This is a genomic window from Corynebacterium gallinarum, assembly GCF_014837045.1.
Lineage (GTDB): Bacteria > Actinomycetota > Actinomycetes > Mycobacteriales > Mycobacteriaceae > Corynebacterium > Corynebacterium gallinarum.
In genome coordinates, this window is record NZ_JACSPR010000003.1 from 194,685 (window position 1) to 212,618 (window position 17,934).

General features: G+C 63.9%; 12 protein-coding genes. 4 read left to right on the forward strand and 8 right to left on the reverse strand.

Annotation, left to right across the window (positions count from 1 at the left end):
* Positions 1–10: 10 nt before the first annotated feature.
* The gene (locus H9627_RS05575; protein ID WP_191733026.1) at positions 11–940 is read right to left on the reverse strand and encodes a LysR family transcriptional regulator; all 930 of its coding nucleotides are present in this window, start codon (positions 938–940) and stop codon (positions 11–13) included.
* A 358-nt stretch (positions 941–1,298) separates the two neighbouring features.
* Between H9627_RS05575 and H9627_RS05580 the strand changes: the two genes are divergently transcribed.
* From H9627_RS05580 to H9627_RS05595, 4 genes are all read left to right on the forward strand, one after another.
* Entirely contained in the window at positions 1,299–1,919 is a 621-nt protein-coding gene (locus H9627_RS05580) for a fasciclin domain-containing protein (protein ID WP_191733027.1), read from the forward strand.
* Between the two features lie 137 nt (positions 1,920–2,056).
* Positions 2,057–2,581 carry a DUF1707 SHOCT-like domain-containing protein gene (locus H9627_RS05585; RefSeq protein ID WP_191733028.1) on the forward strand — a complete coding sequence of 175 codons (525 nt, stop codon included), beginning with the start codon at positions 2,057–2,059 and terminating at the stop codon, positions 2,579–2,581.
* Between the two features lie 137 nt (positions 2,582–2,718).
* A complete protein-coding gene (locus tag H9627_RS05590; RefSeq protein ID WP_191733029.1) occupies positions 2,719–4,155 on the forward strand; it encodes a hypothetical protein in 1,437 nt (478 codons plus the stop codon).
* Positions 4,145–5,311, forward strand: a complete 1,167-nt coding sequence (locus H9627_RS05595) for a hypothetical protein (RefSeq protein ID WP_191733030.1) — start codon at positions 4,145–4,147, stop codon at positions 5,309–5,311. The genes H9627_RS05590 and H9627_RS05595 overlap by 11 nt, the downstream gene beginning before the upstream one ends.
* Before the next feature lie 47 nt (positions 5,312–5,358).
* Here the strand turns inward: H9627_RS05595 and H9627_RS05600 are convergent, their stop codons facing one another.
* The 7 genes from H9627_RS05600 to H9627_RS05630 are packed head-to-tail and all read right to left on the reverse strand — an operon-like array spanning position 5,359 to position 17,898.
* Positions 5,359–5,889, reverse strand: a complete 531-nt coding sequence (locus H9627_RS05600) for a hypothetical protein (RefSeq protein WP_191733031.1) — start codon at positions 5,887–5,889, stop codon at positions 5,359–5,361.
* Positions 5,886–6,902, reverse strand: coding sequence for a hypothetical protein (locus H9627_RS05605; protein WP_191733032.1), 1,017 nt, complete (start codon positions 6,900–6,902; stop codon positions 5,886–5,888). Before H9627_RS05605 ends, H9627_RS05600 begins: the two co-directional genes overlap by 4 nt.
* A complete protein-coding gene (locus tag H9627_RS05610; RefSeq protein ID WP_191733033.1) occupies positions 6,899–7,876 on the reverse strand; it encodes a hypothetical protein in 978 nt (325 codons plus the stop codon). The genes H9627_RS05605 and H9627_RS05610 overlap by 4 nt, the downstream gene beginning before the upstream one ends.
* Positions 7,877–7,879: 3 nt before the next feature.
* Complete coding sequence (locus tag H9627_RS05615; RefSeq protein ID WP_191733034.1) at positions 7,880–9,349, reverse strand: GAP1-N2 domain-containing protein; 1,470 nt, start codon at positions 9,347–9,349, stop codon at positions 7,880–7,882.
* Positions 9,346–11,463, reverse strand: a complete 2,118-nt coding sequence (locus H9627_RS05620) for a hypothetical protein (RefSeq protein WP_191733035.1) — start codon at positions 11,461–11,463, stop codon at positions 9,346–9,348. The genes H9627_RS05615 and H9627_RS05620 overlap by 4 nt, the downstream gene beginning before the upstream one ends.
* 13 nt (positions 11,464–11,476) lie before the next feature.
* Positions 11,477–14,272: a hypothetical protein gene (locus H9627_RS05625; RefSeq protein ID WP_191733036.1), complete on the reverse strand. Its 2,796-nt coding sequence runs from the start codon at positions 14,270–14,272 to the stop codon at positions 11,477–11,479.
* Positions 14,272–17,898 (reverse strand): tubulin-like doman-containing protein, encoded by a 3,627-nt coding sequence (locus H9627_RS05630; protein WP_191733037.1) that lies wholly within the window; start codon positions 17,896–17,898, stop codon positions 14,272–14,274. Before H9627_RS05630 ends, H9627_RS05625 begins: the two co-directional genes overlap by 1 nt.
* Between the last annotated feature and the right edge of the window lie 36 nt (positions 17,899–17,934).

Below are 17,934 nucleotides of genomic sequence, written 5' to 3' on the forward strand. Positions count from 1 at the left end.
CAGAACACCATCAATCCTGACCGGATTGGTGGTGTTCTTCCTGTTGGATGTTGCGCGCATGCAGGGTGGCGGTGTCCAACAGTGGTTTGAGCTGCCGGAGGATGGGGGAGCGGTTTCCCCTGAGCCACGCCAGTGCAAGGCCGATGGTGGGTCCCCCCGATATCTCGCGCATCCGCAGTGTCCCCATCGGCTGGGGGATGGACCCGTGTGGCACCAGAGCGATCCCCAGTCCAGCTGAAACCAGTGCCAGCACCGTGGAGGTCTCCGGTGCATGATGGGCAACGGTCAGCTCAAACCCCACCTGGTGGGCTGCGTGTCTGATGATCTGTTCCGCGGCCGAACCCTCCTTGAATGCGATGATGGGGTGCTCGACCAGGTCGGTGAAGGGGATGGTGCCCTCATGGTCATAGAGGGGATGTCCGGGATGCACCGCGAGCATGAAATCATCCACACCGAAACTCTCTAGTTCAATATCCGGTGAGGACACCGGCGGCCGGAGCACCGCGGCATCGAGCTGCCGGGTGGATAGCAGGCGCTCAAGGTCAGGGGTGAGTTTCTCCCCGCTGACACGCACCTCCACCTCGGGGAGCTGGGTTGTGATCTGTTTCAGCAACTGGGGCATGAGCTGATGTGTAGCCGTGCCGACGAACCCCAACCGGAGCACACCCATGGATCCCTCACCAATCGCCCGGACATCCCGTTCGATCTCCTCCAGTTCATTGAGGAGGGTCGGCGCCCGCTCGGCGAGGAAGGCCCCGGCGGCGGTCAGCTCCACCCCCTGACTGGATCGATCGAACAGGGCCGTCCCGATCTGTTTCTCCAGCAACCTGATCTGCCGGGAGAGCGGCGGCTGGGAGATGTGGAGGTCATCCGCAGCCCGGCTGAAGTTCCGGGCGGAGGCAACGGCGAGGAAATACTTGAGTTGGCGAGCTTCGATCATGGTGTCCTCTGGGGATCGGGGGAGTATCCGTCGGATGGTTCCCCGGGCGGGATCAACGGAGGATCTGCTTCTGGGGATAGTAGTACCGAGGGGGAACTAGCCCTCCATAAGGGCGGGGGACTGATGTGCCCATTACTAACCTAAGCTAAATAATTAACCTCGGTTAAGTTCTTTTCTATAATTAAATTCATATATGCGTGATCCAGGCTAACAGTTTTCTCCCAAACGCCCAGTTCACCCCCATCTGTTGCTGACATATCCATATTTATTCACTGTATTTTTGCTGGCTCATTGAATCACTATCTCTACACACGCACACTTGGTGTCACACATCCAGACCTACCGAAAGGCCTTCGCAATGAAGCGCATCCTTGCAGTATCCGGAGTCGTCAGCCTCGCACTCACCCTGGCTGCGTGTGGTGAGGACGACACCACCACCGACACCGGTACCACCACCGCGACCGCCACGGAAGCCGCCACCACGGAGGAAACCACCACCACCGAGGAGAGCACCACCGAAGAGACCACCACCACTGCTGCTGCGGAAGGTGATGACATCGTCGACACCGCCGCCGGTGCAGGTTCCTTCAACACCCTGGTCGCCGCCGTTCAGGCTGCTGGCCTGGAGGAGACCCTCCGTGGCGATGGCCCATTCACCGTTTTCGCCCCCACTGATGAGGCGTTCAACGCCCTGCCGGAAGGCACCCTGGATGCGCTGCTCGCAGACCCACAGGGTGATCTCACCGAGATCCTCACCTACCACGTCGTCGATGGTGAGGTCTTCGCCGCCGACGTCCTGGAGATGGACGGCCAGACCGTCGAAACGCTCCAGGGTGGCACCTTCACCGTGGAGATCGAGGGCGAGAACGTCGTGCTGGTGGATGCCGCCGGCAACCGCGTCAACGTCACCGACACCGATGTCGAGGCCAGCAACGGCGTCATCCACGTCGTCGACACCGTCCTGAGCCCCACCCCATAAGGCTTCAGACTTAACACTCACTGACACTCACTCAGATCGGGCCCCGTCACCACCCAGGGTGACGGGGCCCGATATCTATTCCCCGGACGGCAACGGTGTTCTACCCTGGGGGCATTACCTTTCCTGGAGGCTCCCTTATGGAACAGACACCTGATAAACGCGCCGGTGATGCCGAACGCTCCCATGCCCTGGACCGGCTGGGGCAGTACTTTGCCGACGGGTATCTCGACATCACCGAATTCGACGAACGCACCGGCCACGCCGCGGTGGCACGCACCCAGGGCGAGCTGGATGCACTGTTTGTTGACCTGCCCGAGCAGCAGGATCCCTACGCCTTCACCCCAGCGGTGTCGGGCTCGGAGGTATCCGCCCAACGGGAACTCGACGAGGTACTCAGCCGGGGCAAGAAACTCCAGCGTATCGACGGCGCCATCTGGGCCATCGTGCTCATCATGTTCTTCGTGGGCACCTTCGTGTTCAGCGTGGGATTCTCCTGGGTGCTGTTCCCCCTCGGGGCCTTCGCCTCGTGGGGTGCCCGGTCCGTGTTGGATGTGGGTGATGAGGATGAGAAACTCATCGAGGAACTCCGCAGCAAGGAACGTGAGGAACGCGCCGATCGGCTGCGCCGGGCCGCCGAGCGCCGCCGCGAGCTGGGGCAGTAACCGGCAGTAACAACCCGGCTGCAGACCGTACCCTCCCCGCACACGGTGCGGGAGGGGAGGCGGTTGGGCGTCGACAAGCGTCATCAGAGTTTAAGATAAATATAAACACCGATACTGAAGTCGTGAGGGAGGCCGCGATGTCTTCATCGCTGAACAACATGGGCACTATGGAAGATCGGCTCGAGATGCTGCTGGCGCTGGAGGATCTCATCGAGGAGACGGCCACCCTCAGGGATCAGGGCTCGGTCGAGGACATCAATCAGCATTTCCTGTGGCGCAACGGTGAGGTGCTGCAGCTGGTGGAGACCCTGCCCGACCTCGCGGTCATTGAGGACGATGTGGACACTGTGTTGCAGGCCAGCCACCTCATGCAGGGTATTCTCATCAGCGAGCACTGGGGGCATGATCCCTTGCGCCACCCCTCCACCGAGGATCACGGCATCAACCTCATCGCGCTCGGGCTGGCGGCCGGCGCACCCCAGTCCGTGTTCATCGGGCAGGCCAACCGGTTGCTGGGGCAGGCCCTGCAGACCGATGACCCCAAGCTGGCACCCACGCTGATCGAGGAGCTCCGGCGACTGAGCGACAATGACAGCCGGCAGCTCTACGGCTTCATCATCGACCAGATCCCCAAGGCCATCGGCCGCCTGGAGCGGATCATCGCCGACCACGAGAAACCCCAGACCGATCCTGACCTGGAGAGGCTGGATCCGCTCATCGCCGAGTGGGTCGCCCAGGGCAACACCGAGATGACCGGCAGGATGCGCTACCGCGCGATGGGCGTGCTGATTAACGCCTTCGAGGAAGATCTACCCTCCCAGGACATTGAATACTTCTACAACGCGGTGATCTCCGCCCTGCAGTCCCACCCGGGTTTCACCACCCGGACCTATTCCGATGATTTCCTCCACAGTTATCTTCTCATCGCCCACCGCTACTACCGCGGCATGATGGAACGCAGCACCACTGAAGCCCGCGCGGCACTCGCCGACGCCGCCATCCAACTGGGGAATATCGCACCGGAGCAGCGTGACCTGCCCAAGAAGATCCCCGCGATGTGGCACCTCGGCCTGGCACTCGCAGCGGACACGGAAAGAACCCGGTCCCCGGAGACGAAACTGAAGCAGGCGAGACTGGCCCGCGAGGGATTCGCCGCCGGCGGCACCCCCATCGATGAAGTGGAGGCCATGCTGCTCGAGGGGGAGAGCCTGACCCAACTGGGCGACCAGAAGGACGCCTTCAGCGTTCTCGATGCCGCCCGCGTGAAGGCCAAAACAGAAGGACTGCTTCCCGAGGAGGTCAATGCCTGCATCGGCCTGGCGGTGCTCCTCTTTACCCTCGACCTCAAGAAGGAGGCCGCCGACCTGTTCATCAAGTTCATCGGTGAGCATCCGCTCAACGGCCTCCACGACGACAGGTCCCGCCGCGCGGTAGCCCAGGCCATGACCGAACTCGCCCTGATGTACCGCGCCACCAACAATTTCAAGGACTACCGCGCGTTGATCAACCAGGCCGCCGCGCTGTTCAACCACGCCAATCTCCCGAGGCTGGCCGAGGAAGCCCGTGCGCGATAAGCCTCTCGCCGAAACCCATGTGAACCAGCCCGGGGAACTCCTGACGGTACCCATCGAGGTGCAGATCAGCGTCTCCGCATACGTTAAACTCGGCGAGCCTGCCCTCCTGGAGGAGATCGCCACGCTCCTCCACACCATCAACCACGTGCAGGAACTCCAGCAGGCAGCCACCCATCACCCGGGTGGTGATCCACTCACCGACCTCACCGACCTTGCTGGCACCCTCGAGCGCCTCTCCATAGAGATCCTCGCCCGCACGGAAACCGGCAACCCCGAACTGCTCGCCGACCCGGCCGTGGCCCACATTGCCACCACCATGGCCGCCCTGGGCCTCGGGATGGGTGAGCCCTCCCTGGTGTGCCGCGGACAGGCACTCACCATCCTCCATAAGGCGACGGGGGTGGCCGGGGTGGATCTGCTGCCCGACCTTGCCCGGGTGGTGCGTGGCTGCCACCGCCACGACCTCCTCCACACCCTGGGCGCCCTCCGCGGCGCGCTGCGCCGACTCCTGCTTGTCGACGACCAACCCCCCTCCACCACGCAGGCCCACGACCTGCTTGCCGCCTCGATCGTCCTCTCCCGCGCGCTGCCCGGGGAACGTGATGTCGATACGTCCCTGCACACCGAGGCGGAGAGACACCTGGCAGCAGAATTCCACGCTGAACAGCTCGCTGATCTCTACCGTGACCTGATGGATCTGCCGGCGGAGGAATCCGGGTTGAACCCCCGGGAGCGGAAACTGGCCGCACTCAAAGCCTCGATGTTCTACAAGGACGGTGGGTCCACGCCCCGCTACCTCGACATGATCAATGCGGCGGCGCTGCTCGAACTCAACGACGGTGAACACGAAGAGGCCGAGGAGCTCTTCTCCCTGGCCTTCACCACCGCACGCAGCGACGCCCACCTCCCCCAGCAGGTGGGTGCCGTCATCGGGCTGGTGTCCCTCTATGGAGGATCCGGGCAGAACCACCGGGCGGAGGACCTCCTGATCACCACCATCGCCGAGAACCCCGTGCACACCCTGGACACTGCTCTGGACAAACGGGCCTACGCCCTGGCGCTGACGGAGCTGTCCCGCCTGCACCGCGCGAACGGCAAGATCGGCCCGGCTGAGAAGCTGGAGGCGGAAGCCGCGGCGGTGCTGCGCGACATCTAACACGGCACCTAGCCTGGCATCTAACCCGGCTGTTAACCCGGCCGCGGTTAACCCTTCCGGAAACCGAACCAGGCGTGCCCCGCCGGTAGCCACAGGGCGATCACCCCGCCGATGACCAGCAGACTCGCCGGCCACAGCCCATCGACCACAATGACCAGAATCCCGATGACGCTGACGGCGGTGAGGGCGTAGCGTCCCCAGGGTTGAGCCTTGAGCATCACCACGATGAACACCAGGGTGGCCAGGGGAATCAGGGACTTGAGCGCGATCATCTCCCAGAAGAAGTCATGCCGGACGGTGGTGTTGATGATCTGGTCCACGATGAGATAGCCCGTGTAGATCACCGCAGCCAGATACAGCACGGCGGCGATCAGGAGGTTCCACGGTGCCCGGAACGGGTTGGTGCGGGAGAAGGAGACCTTGTGGCGCGCCGGGACCGGTGCCGGTTGCCCATAGACATAACTGCCCGATGGTCCGGATGTGCCCGGGTAGTCCTGTGGGCCACCTGCGGGGCTGGAACCCCACCCGGTGTCGCTGTCCGAACCCCAGCCGGTACCGCCCTGGTTGGTGGGTGTCACAGCAGATTCACCTCATCGTCGCTGAACACCCCGTACTGATCCAGGTGCCACCGGAGGGGATCTGTGGTGCGGAAGGGGGCGATGCCCTGCCGGCTCAGGTGCTCACCGGTGGGGGATTCCCCCAGGGCGGATACGGCGAAGAAGTGCCGTTCCCCCCGCCCGTCGTAGGCGGTGGCCAACTGGTGGCGCAGTTTATCGGCCTTGACGTACCGGAGCAGGGCGTCGATCTCCATGTCCAGCATCATCTGGTCGTGCAGGTCATAGTTCCAGCCATTGTCGCGGCGGAACGTGGAGCCCTCATTACCCATGATCGCCTTCCACTCACCGTCGGGAAGCTGGGAGAGTTTCTGCAGGGTGTCGAATTTGGAGATGGTCACCGCCAGATCCGGTCGTGCATCACCCAGGATCACTTCAAGATTGGCCAGCACATCCTCAGGGTTACCGCCCAGTCCGAGCTGGTGGGGGATCAGGCCCTGGAGGTACGAGCTGATCTGGGGCACCTTCAGCGGGTCGAAGAGGAAGATGATCAGATCTGCGTAGCGGAAGAACTCCAGCTCCTCGACCGGAGGGTTCATGCTCTCCAGGTCCTCGCCAGCGACGTCGCGAAGCACCAGGTAGTGCATCCTCTGCTCACCCTCGTCATCGGGCCAGCGACCGAGGGTGAAGATGAGCGGATCGCGCTGGTACGCATCGATGCTGGTGATCTGGGGGGTGGGCGCCATATGGCGCATCTCCTTGTACAGGGGTGTTTCATACACCTCCCGGTACCGGTCACGGGTCGACTCATCCAGGGGGTTGACCTGCCTGCCGTGGCGGTGCGCCAGCAGCTCCAGTTGTTTCACCACGACCGCGGTGTACAGGGATTTACCGGAGGCGCGGGCACCGGCCATCGCGATGCAGTGCGTGACACCATCGGACCAGCCCGGTGGGAGCGGGAGTTCGGTGTAGGGGCTGACGGTGGCACCGGGCTCCAGGGGTTTGAAGGTGTGCGGGCAGCGTGCCTGGTTGGTCATGGGGTGACTCCGATCTGGGAATCCTCGGGAAGAAGAATCTGGGAAATAACGGCTGTGTGTGGTGCCACACCTGAGACATTCCCTGTCTCCAGGGAGGTGAGGAAGTGATCATCCACGACGATGCTCCCGGTTTTCCCGGTGCCGGTGGTGTTGAGGCTGAACAGTTCCTGCTCCGCAGCAGCGGCCGGCCCGTAGATGACCACGAGGCTGGGGTGTGTCTCCGACACCATGGCAGCACCCGGCGCGGGGGTCAGATGCACCAGCAGGGTGTTATCGCCCACCGTGGGCACACCGGCATTACCCACCCGGGTGGCGGCGTCCTCAATTCCCTTATGGAGGTGATCGGTGATGCGGTCGAAGGGCACAGCAGAATCACCGCACCGGACCTGATCCAGTCCCAGGGCGGTGCCGACACCGATGATGAGGTTCCCCAGCCCCTGGAGCACCCGCGCATCGGACACCCGGGCGCTGGTGGCGGAGGCGTCGTTGTGCACCACCAGCGAGGTGATGCCGGTGGGGCCGGTCAGGCGGGTGCGTAGCGACGACAGGATCACCATCGCCTCGTGACCCAGATCGGTGGACACATTCGACCCATAGGCGGTGATATCGAAGGTGGTGCCGGTGTTCCTGATCTCGCCGACGATCTTCTCACTGACGCCATCCACGCGGACGATGGGGAATTCAATGCGGTAATCCCTGCCGTCGCTGCTGCCACCACGTGAGATGACTACGCGCACCGACTGGTCCGGGCCGAACTCGGTGGCCTCCAGGGGCGAGACGACGATGGTGGCGTTCTGGGGACACGCCATCAGGAAGGCGCTGCTCGGTCCGGCCTCATTGACCTTGAGGTTCACCCCATTGACCGCGATCTTGATCTTCTCGGCACGGTTTCCCACGGAATGGGCATCGATGCGCAGGTAACCACCGGTGGGAATCGAGCGGGTGTCATTGTCATTGAGCGAAATGGTGTTCATATTCTAGTTTCTCCCTGCCGATTTTGAGGTGAACGGACCGGTCCGCTTCCTGCTTATGGAGGCCAGCTCATCCCTCCGACCTATATAAGCCGCGTGTTCCTGCACAATCTCCGCCATCAGATCATGGACCGGCGAGTATGGATTGCCAGGTTGAGGAAGGTGCGGGTAGTCCTGCAGCTCGTGGACCGCCTCTCTTTTCAGGCTGTCCCACTGCTCGGCCGTGAAATCAAACAGCCATTCAAACCGGGTGACAGCCTCACTGCAGCCGGGGTGTAGGGCTTCCGCAGCCAGCACCTTGACCCGCGACTGCCGTCCATAGGCGGTGGTGGGTGGGAACAGCAGCAGTGCGAGGATCCGCGACACCGTGAAGGCATCATCCTGCCCCTGGAGCACCTGCGCCCACTGCTCGGGAGTCGCCTCCGCGAGGAAGATCCGATCCGGTGGCCCGGGTTTCACGGTGATGCCCGGTGTGAAATACGTCGGCGTATCCTCCCTCTTGAGGTAGCTCTGAATGTCCTTCCAGGCGGTGTCCGCAGGGAATTCGACCTCCGTGCGGGGTGCCTCGGTCTCCTCGAAGGGGTTGCTGATGGGGGTTGCGTCGACAAGCACGGGGTCCGTCGGCGTCGCGACGGGGAGCTTGTCGACGACCGATTCCACCGCCGGGTAGTCCTCCGTCGAGAGCAATACCTCCACCTGGTCCAGGTCGAGTCGGGCGCGGATGACATCCTGCGGGGGGATGCACACCAGCTGGGCGCCACGGTTGGTGGCATCAACGACCGTGTTCACCCGTTCGAAGGTGGAGAAGGAGAAGGCCGCCTGTGTCAGTTCCTCCGCGACCGCCGCCACCCAGAGCACAGCTTCATGGATCGGGGTGGCCAGCACCACGGTCTTTCCCTCGGCGATCAGATGCGCGATATAGCGGGCGTTGATGCGGCGCTGCCCGGTGGTGGTGTTGGGGATGGTGGAAAACGGTTCCGGCAGGGGAGTGCCCGCGGCGTCATCCCACCCGTCGAGGAAGAACCCCACCAGATCCCGGACCGGGCCGGGTGTGCGCAGCTGCTCCGGGATCTGCGCCGTATCCGTCTCGCGGCTCCCGAAGGGCGTGGGGATATCGGGGCTGTACAGGGCGTCGACAACGTCGAAAGACGCGGGATCGGCTGCATCAGGCAGGTGGATATAGGTGAAGACATTGCCCTGCCGGCCGGTGGCATCCGCCCCGGCCGGGACGGAGGCGAGGAACACCCGCTGGTGGTCATCCCACGGCGCGGGGATCCACGCGTATCGACGCACCAGGCGGGTCCGCTCCTCCCTGGACGGGTAGGTGGGAACCGCGGTGGTGCTGCTCAACTGCGTCGGGGCCAGGGGCTGCAGCGCCCGCGCCTGGTCGTCGGTGAGGGCACCCACCTGCTGGCCGATCTGCCAGCCACCGGCACCCTTGGAAAACGATCCGAAACTCATCGCCGCACCGGTCATAGTGATGCCCCCTTCAAGGCATGGACTGCCAGTCGTTCTGCCACGTCGCCTTCAATGACCACCTTGGCGGGGACGGACTCGTCATCATCGCCGTCCTGATCCACGAGGAAGAGACGCAGATATCCTCCCCAGAGTTCATTCGGGTTGATCCACCAGACGCTGCCGTCACGAACCTCCATGGAGGGGATACCCTGGGTGAGCCCACGCGAGGGGAAGATGATCGGCCCCTGGTGGTTGAGCTCCTCCTTGATGTCCTGCACATTGGCGCATTCAACGGCGTGGCCATCACCCGGGTGCAGCGGCATCGCGTGCTCATTGTGGATCAGGGTGAACCGCGGTGGGTTGCGATCCTCGGATTCATCACGCCAGATCATCAGCTGGAAACCCCCGTCGACGGGGAAGAGGTCATAGGAGTACGTCTTGAGCCCCCGGTAGCGCAGCGTGGTCGAGTCCGCGGTGGTGAACCGACCACCGTAGATGGCTTTGGGGGTGAGGGTGATGTCCTCGCCGGTATGCGCCAGGTTCACCCGGATCCCACCCTGACGGCGGTAGTCCTCCTCCAGGAGTTCCTGCCGCAGATCCTGGTTGGCCATCCCCACCTCCACCATGGTGGCACCGGCCGGCCAGGTGAAGGTGATGAGCTGGCTGGAGATGCGCTCAATCAGACGGGCATCCCTGATCGGCGAGACGCGCTGGAGCACCTTGCTCTCACCCGCCCACGCCTGATCCCCGACGATGTTGACGGCGGTGATGAACACCTCATGCCAGCCCTCGGGCCAGGTCATGGTGGTATCGGCGATCTCACCGGACGCAGCATTGCTGGTGTCGGTGGGGATCTCCCCGGCAAACGCGGGATCATCCTCAATCCAGTTCAGATCAACCGGGCGGACAATCAGGTCGGGGCGCGGCGGGATCTGCGAGAGGTAGATTTTCACGCTGCCGGTCGGCGGTGCCGTCCACGCCAGGAGGATCCGGTCATTCTTGCCGTCGTTGAACAGCTGCGGGTCCTGCAGCTCCACCTGCTGGATATCGGCACTGGTGGATTGCTTCAACACCCTGCTGCCCGCGCCGAGCACCTGACTGCCCCGGAACTGGGCCGTGGGAACCAGCTGGAACAGGTACCGACGTCCCCGTTCGGCGCCCTCGTAGATGAACCGGCGTTCCGTCACACCCTGGATGATCTGGTTGCCGGGGTCCAGCAGATCGGTGGGATCATCCTCGAGCTTCGCGTAGACGCGCATCTCCGCATGGCCGTACAGGGGATCCCAGGTGCCCGTGATCGTTCCCTTCGATTCCACCAGCTGGAAATTCTCGGGCGGGAAGACAACCAGCTGTTCCCCCACGAGGGTGGGCTGCGAGCTCAGCGCCTCCAGGACATCCTCCGCCGGATAGGTATAGGCCCACACCATGTAGTGACGCACACCCGTCGAACCCAGCGTCTCATCCAGGTAGGCGGTTCCGGTGGTGATCACCAGATCCTCCAGACCATCGGTGGTCAGGGGGGCCTCCCGGTTGGCCGCAACCACCCGGTACATCACCTGCCGACCCGCCGGCACGGGCAGGGGCTGCCAGGAGATGTGGACCGTGCCCCTGCCCTCGGGATCGACACCCTCCTCGGCTGTCTCCGCGGGAAGATGCTCAACCCGGATGCCCGGTGCCGCATCCCCCTCGACCTGCCCATGCTGATAGGCCACGAAATAGGAGGGATCGATATTGACGAACAGCTTGGGATTGACCGGTTGGCGGGCAAACCGCTGGGCCGACGCCGCCCGGACGCGTTCCTCAATCAGGCGGGCGAGATCCTCCGGGGACGGTGCCGCCTGGGCCTGGGCAGGCTTCTCGACGGGTGCCGCGGCGGGCTTGGCGACGGGCTCCGGCGTGGGCTCGGGCGCGGGCTCGGGCGCGGGCTCGGGCGCGGGCTCTGCCGGAACCTCCCGGGGAGGAAACGGCACCGACGAGGGGGCCTTGCCGTGCAACAGTCCGACGATGTCGTCGGTGAGATGGTGGAAGTCCTCGGGCAGGACACGGGCGATGCTCTCCGGAGTGGGTTGGGACTGCGCGGCAATCTCTCGCAACACCGCCATCGGGATCTGGCTGAGCGTTAAGGGGGGCATAGTGGTTCTCGTTCTAAATCAGCGAATTCCAACCCGATGGTGTGTCATCACCAGGGTGGATTGACGGAGTAACAGGGGGAGTGGTGTCAGCGGATGGTTCAGACCACGCGACCTTCTGCGTCGGCTGCTCGCGATGTGTGGGTGCGACAGCCACACCGCTCAGGTGGGTGAAGTGGCCGTACTGAACCACGGTGACAGACCTGGTGAGCGTGCCCGCGGAGGTGGTATCCCCGGGTGTTTCAAACAACCCGCCGATCAGCGGGTCGATCTCGGTGGCCCGGGCGTTGACCGCCTCATTGTTCAGGGATTTGCTGGAGAAGCGCTGGGCGCCCTCGCTGGCCGCGGACTGAACCAGGCGGGAGAGGAACTCCGTCCGGCTGACGGTGATCAGCGTGCCGGATTCATACATCTCGACGGTGGCATTACGGGTATCCAGGTGGGCAGCCATGCCCTGACCACTGATGGCCTGTGACCAGCGCTCATCGGTATGGTCCCGGTGATCCAGCTGGCCGGAGGCGATCAGCCTGGACACCTTGTCCAGTGGGGAATGGGAGTTCAGGCCCTGACTGCCGTGGAGTTCGCTCACGGAGGTGATCCGGGTGCCATCCCGCTTATGGAGGACATCCGCTGCATCGGCCATGAGTGTGTCCAGGGACTGATCCGCCCAGTCGCGGGGGAAGGCCCGGTGGCGCAGGTCGCTGATGATCTGGTGCAGTTCGTCGTCGGAAAGCGTGGCGCGGCCGAGTTGGGTGCTGCGGGGGAGTCCATCCTGGGGAATGGTGACGGTTTCCTGGGTGGAGGTGTTGCGTCCCAGGGGTTGGGCGATGGCCCGGCCGAGGATGGTGGACCAGGAGAGGAACTGGAGGTAGGCCCGGGTGAGTCGGTCGATATCCAGCAGGGCGTTATCTGAATTCCAGCGGGTGATCTCCTCGTTCTTCGTCAGCAGGCGCATCTGTGTCACGTCACCGAGAATTCCCCTCCGGGCGCGGCCGAAGATGAACATCTGGATGCCGAGGGTGATCACGGTGGTCACGAAGATCGAGCCCACGGTCCACCGCCAGTCGATGCCGGTCATCCACTCGGCAAACCGCCATTTCGGCTGGTAGTGGGCGAGGGTGAGGTATCCGATGACCAGCATGAGAATGAACCACAGGACGGTGAAGAACCGGAGTGTGCGGGTCAGTCGACGGTTTTCCTTGTCATAGTCGCGGTCCTGATGTTTCTGCAGGTCAGCGCTGATCTCCTGGTGCCGGGTGCGCCAGTACTGCGCATTCTGCTGGGCGCCCTGCAGCAGGTGGGTGATCCGCTGACCGGTTTTCCACGCAAACGACTGGGACATCTCCTGTTCCCACTGGGCGAATCTGTCCCGGAGGGCCAGCACCTTGCGGTCCGAGGTCTGGGTGACCGCGAAGTCCAGGCCCTCCCTGTAGAGGGCCGCTCCGTGGGAATCATAGGGGCTGATGGTGGCCTGTTCCGGGGTCACGCCCAGGATGTCCGCCAGCTGGGGATGATAACCCTCGAACCTCTGTTCCGGATCGGGCACGGACATCCACCCCTGTTCCATGATGGCGGGGTTGTGTTGGTTGTCCCGGGGGGCGTTGAACTGATCGCCCATGTAGTTGGTTCCGTCGACAAGCATGAGGGCGACCCGGCGGTAACCGTTCCACAGATCAGGCAGCGAGGGGGGATCCTCCACCGCGAGACCATGCGAACGGGCGTTTTCCTTCAGGGTGGCCGTGGCCGCCGACAACCCGGTCATGGAACGGTCGTGGATGCGCCCGCGGTAGGTACCGCACACCACATCCACTGCGGTGCCCTGGCCATAGAGCGTGTTCTGCACCGCCTTGGCCACCGCGGTGTTGAGGGCGTGGGTCTGCGAGGCCTTCCAATCACTGGGGCTGCCCACCGCGGCGCGGAAGAACTCCCCCAGGAAAGCCTTCATGGCAGCCCAGGCGTTGGTTTTCTTCGTCTGTTCGGTTTCCTCTGCCTGCGGCGGCATGATGAGGGAATCCTGGTATTTCTGCACGAGTCCGTCCGCACACTGACCGGCCACGGCGGCATGATCCGGGATCCGTACCGCCTGTCGGCCCTCCTCCACAATGGGCAGGGGGAGCTGCTCGGACAGGTTGAAGACCTGCTCGCGGATCTCGGCCTCCACCTGGGAGGCGTCAATGGTGCGGTGATAGGCACGCACCAGCCGGAATGTTTCAGCATCTCCGGTGGAGACCGCCCGCCCGGACTCATCTGTCAGCGGGCAGGTCTCCGCCGAGCTCCATAAGCCCGTGATGCTGGCCAGCGTGGATGCGGCCAGGCGGGCAACCGCCACGGGGTCATCCGCACGCCGGATCGGTGTGAAAGAGGAGTCCGGGGTATCCGAATCCTCCGGTGCGATGGCGACTGTGGACCAGCCCATCGTGGGGGCGGGAACCAGTTCCTGGAGGGGCAACCGGGGCAGCAGCACCCGGACCCGCGGGTTGCTTCCCGGCAGGTAGCTGTCCACCGCATCGGTCCAGGCCTGCACCGCAGACAGGTCGAAGGCGGACTGGGGATCATGGCCCATCGCATCCAACGCCACCAGGAGCACCGGATCTGAAATACCCCGGAGGGCCGCATCGAGGGTGGCCACCGAGGTCAGTTCCCCCTCTGCACGATCTGGATGACAGATTCTCACCGAGGCCGACCCGGGCGTGGCCCGGGGATCCACCCACGCAAAGGACCGGATGAGGGACATCGCCGCCAGATCCTGGAGATTGGCACGGATCTGGTCATTAACGACACCGGAACCGAGGAACAGAACATGGGGCAGCATCAGAAGAGACCTCCGCCGAAATCAGGAAGGGTGGGTGAGGTGGGGGACTGCGGGGTCGGTTGGGTGGGGGAGAAACCCGGCGTGGGGGCGTTGACAGGTGTGTTCGCCTGCTGCTGGGCGAGCTCCAGCTTGTCCAGGAGATCCTGGGTGACCACCAGGACATCCGGGGCGAGATCACGGTAGTACGGCATCTTCGAGGCATGGGCCCGATCGCTGACCGCCGCCCAGGGCTTATCTTCCACCTGGGAGCCGGGGAGTACCGCCCGGTTGCCCTGGACGAAGGTGGAGGCGTTCTGGTGCGCCTTCAGCAGCGCACCACGGATGTAGTCATAGCGGGAGGCGATGTCGGTGCCGATGGGCTGCTGGGACGGACGCTCGCCGGTGCGCAGGAACTCCGCGAGGAAAGCCACCGACGGGTGGTTGACCACACCGGTGGTGGGTCCTGTCGGATTGGAATCGTATAGCCCCCTCAGCAGATGGTAAGGGCGCAGGGAACCGGCCTGTCGTCCCCGTGCATCCGGGGTCTGACAGTTGGCATAGGCCAGCAGGATCGATTCGATCACCGCCGGCATCCAGTCGATGGGGGCCATCATGGCCGATGGTGGGGTCAGCATCGGGGAGGGGAAATCAACCCACTCCTGGGCGGTTGGATCGAAGATGTGGGCGCTGGCATCCGCCCGTTCCATGTTGGCCACATGGATCTGGCCGGTGGCCGTGCCGATGATCCACCCTGCCACCATCGCCTGTCGTTCAGCATTGGACAGCGGCAGCGCCGCCGGCAGCGGGCGTGCACGCCGCAGTGACCAGAACCCCTCCCGGCCCTTGCGCTGCGCCCAGTCCCAGGCGATGGGGGCGAGCAGCGAACTGAACACCAGGGGTGAGTAGTTGGGATAGAACCCGAACACATCGATGTGCCGGACCTTCTCACCGTTGGACAGCACCTTCTCGAAGTTCTTATGGGTGGAGGGATCCAGATTGGTCCTCGAGGTGAGGATGGAGGAGAGGATGTCCCCGGCGGCGGTGCCACTGAAGGGGATGTCCGAGAACGTGAATTGGAAGACCTCACCCACCGCGGGGTGGATCCTGTGCACCATGTTGCTGTCCACCGCGGCGAGGGGACGTGCCTGGCTCAGTGCCTCCTGGAATGCGGAACGCAGGCGGGTCTGGCGTGCTGAAATCTCCAGATCGTTGATGGTGGAATCGGTGAGGTAGGAACGCAGATCCGTGTTGATGAAGTCGGAGAAGTGGTCGTTTGGACGGGCGATCCAGGTGCGGGCCCGGTCGAGAATCTGCTGCGGACGGATCCGGGCCTGGAACTGGCCTGGTCGGGACTCCCGGGTCTCACCGCCGGACGGGGGAGTGAGGAGATGTTTAGATACCCACCCTGCGCGGTTGCCACCGGTGCGACCCGCACCGCGCTGGGGTGCGAGGGTGTTCTCGGGTGCCTTCTCCGAGAGCTGGGTGGACCATTTACCTACGATGATTGCCCGCGCCGCGAGTTTGGAGGCCTCACGGTAGTTGAAGACATCCGGTTCCTCGACCTGGATGGTCTGGAGCAGGTGGGTTTCGTAGTCGCTGGGGAAGGAATCCACCTCGGAGATGAGGATTTCATTCTGGGAGCCCTTGAAACGGCTGTCGATGCGTTCATCATCATCGCTCGGCCAGGCGGTGGGTTCATCGGTGGCCACATCGGCGAGGTTGGTGCGCACCCGGGTGGTGCTGTCCGCCAGTTCCAGGGTGGCGTGGGCGGAACGGACCTCATCGTCGAGCCGGGAGATCACGGACCGGGTGAAGTCCTCCAGCACCGGTTCCAAGTGGGTGGCCAGTTTGACCAGGTAGAAATCGTAGAGCTGGTTGCGGTAGAGGTCGGTGATGGCGTCGAGAAGCTGGCCCGACTGGGTGACGGACCCGCGGCCGTTGAGCGGGGAGAGCTGGTCCTCCAGTCCCTGTGGGGGCGCCAATGGAGTGCGACCCCTGTTCTCGGAGACGAGACGCTGGAGGGGTTGCACCACACGCTGGGAATAGATGTCGCGCAGGCGTGCCAGCACAGCCTCGAGGTAGGGCACACCATGGGCGGCCAGTTCATCCTCGGACACGGAGATGAGCGCATCGGTCAGGGTGTCCGCGAAATCATAGACCGTTGCGTAGGCGGCATCGCTGAGCTGCTTATGGATGTTCTGATCCAGCTCCCGGTCGGACAGGTGACCACGGATGAGCTGGGCGAATTCCTGGGTCTTCATACCCTCACCCGCAGGCAGCTTCGAGCGCAGGGTGTCGGTAGCGGTGTTGGCTGCGGCCTGGGCCGACCGGTTGAACTCGTGATGCAGCCACCCCTTCAGGTCGCTGCTGTTCGGGGTGCCGATATCAAAACGCGGGTCGAGCTGCAGGCGGGTGAGGACCGCTGGCAGGCGATCCTGGAGCCGCAGCTGCAACTGCTCCTCACCGGTGGCGGAGTTGGAGGGATCGACGTGACCGCGGAGGAGCCGTTCGAAGGCGGCCCGGGACAGACGCTGCGCAGCATATTCGGCATAGCGGTCGCGGCCCATGCTCAGCTGCGCGTATCCCCAGGTTGCCCAGGGGATGGAGTCCCAGGGGAGCTTGGCCGGGTCGGCCCAGCCGAGCAGGGAACGGTCCGCATCCGGGGAGGCGGGATTGCCAAGCCTGTAGGAGACGAAGGAGGACGATGCTTCATCGGAGGCCATCAGGGCGGCGAGGGCGCGGCCGAAGCCACGGTAAATGGTGTCCTGGTCACCATCGCCGAAGACGGTGCCTTTTGCGCCCATGCTGGCACCGATGGGAAACAGGCGGGCGAAGGTCTTATCGTCACCGACCTGGTCGATTCCGGCGGCCCTGAGAATCGCCTGGTCACTGGCGGTGGCGGCACCGGTCTGGGCGGCGAGGGCCTCCCCGAACACGGCCAGGGAGTTCGGCCAGGTATTGATCACATCAGCAGGGGGGCGGGTCTTGAAGATCTCCGGGGTGTACATGAACACGGCGGTGTTCTTCGGGTTGCCGTTCGGCAGCGTCGACAGGATGCGGCAGACATCGAGGAACATGGACGCACCCGCGCCGCCGGCCATGGAGGAGATCACCAGGATGATCGGGGTGGAATCAGCCAGATCCACCTGACGGCCGGTCATCTTGTAGCTGAGCTCGTTGAGTTCGGTGTCGGTCTCGGCGTCGAACAGCACCGACAGGGAGCGGTTGAGCTCATCCCGGATGCTGCGCAGGGAATTCAGGGTCAGCATGCGGCCGATGCCCCGGTACTGGGCGGCACCGTCGGTCATCGGTGTTGGGATGGCCGCGGGATTACGGGGAGCCCAGGTGGAGATCTCACCGAGGGCCTTCTTCCGCCCGAGTGTGGCGGAGAGCCCGGCGTCGAAGGTGTTGTAGTTCTGGCTGCTACCGATTCCTACATACCGGCCGCCGTTTTCCGGGACATTGCTCAGGCCGTGTGGGCCGGCCTCGGGAGTGATCGGTACATCAATCGTCACGAACTGCCAGGCCTTGGGCAGGGAGGTGATGGCCGGATCCTCGCTGCGCAGGATGGCCTTGAGCTGATCCATGATGTAGGCCTGCGTCTTCGCGCCGGACCCGCCACAACCAACAACCAGGAATTTCTTCATCGGATTGAATACCTAACTTTTGAGATTAATGGGGAC

Excerpts from the sequence above, each read along its gene's own strand:
- H9627_RS05615 (WP_191733034.1), bottom strand. The coding sequence starts at position 9,349 with ATGACCGGTGCGGCGATGAGTTTCGGATCGTTTTCCAAGGGTGCCGGT.
- H9627_RS05610 (WP_191733033.1), bottom strand. The coding sequence starts at position 7,876 with ATGAACACCATTTCGCTCAATGACAATGACACCCGCTCGATTCCCACC.
- H9627_RS05585 (WP_191733028.1), top strand. The coding sequence starts at position 2,057 with ATGGAACAGACACCTGATAAACGCGCCGGTGATGCCGAACGCTCCCAT.
- H9627_RS05580 (WP_191733027.1), top strand. The coding sequence starts at position 1,299 with ATGAAGCGCATCCTTGCAGTATCCGGAGTCGTCAGCCTCGCACTCACC.
- H9627_RS05625 (WP_191733036.1), bottom strand. The coding sequence starts at position 14,272 with ATGCTGCCCCATGTTCTGTTCCTCGGTTCCGGTGTCGTTAATGACCAG.
- H9627_RS05575 (WP_191733026.1), bottom strand. The coding sequence starts at position 940 with ATGATCGAAGCTCGCCAACTCAAGTATTTCCTCGCCGTTGCCTCCGCC.
- H9627_RS05630 (WP_191733037.1), bottom strand. The coding sequence starts at position 17,898 with ATGAAGAAATTCCTGGTTGTTGGTTGTGGCGGGTCCGGCGCGAAGACG.
- H9627_RS05605 (WP_191733032.1), bottom strand. The coding sequence starts at position 6,902 with ATGACCAACCAGGCACGCTGCCCGCACACCTTCAAACCCCTGGAGCCC.
- H9627_RS05590 (WP_191733029.1), top strand. The coding sequence starts at position 2,719 with ATGTCTTCATCGCTGAACAACATGGGCACTATGGAAGATCGGCTCGAG.
- H9627_RS05620 (WP_191733035.1), bottom strand. The coding sequence starts at position 11,463 with ATGCCCCCCTTAACGCTCAGCCAGATCCCGATGGCGGTGTTGCGAGAG.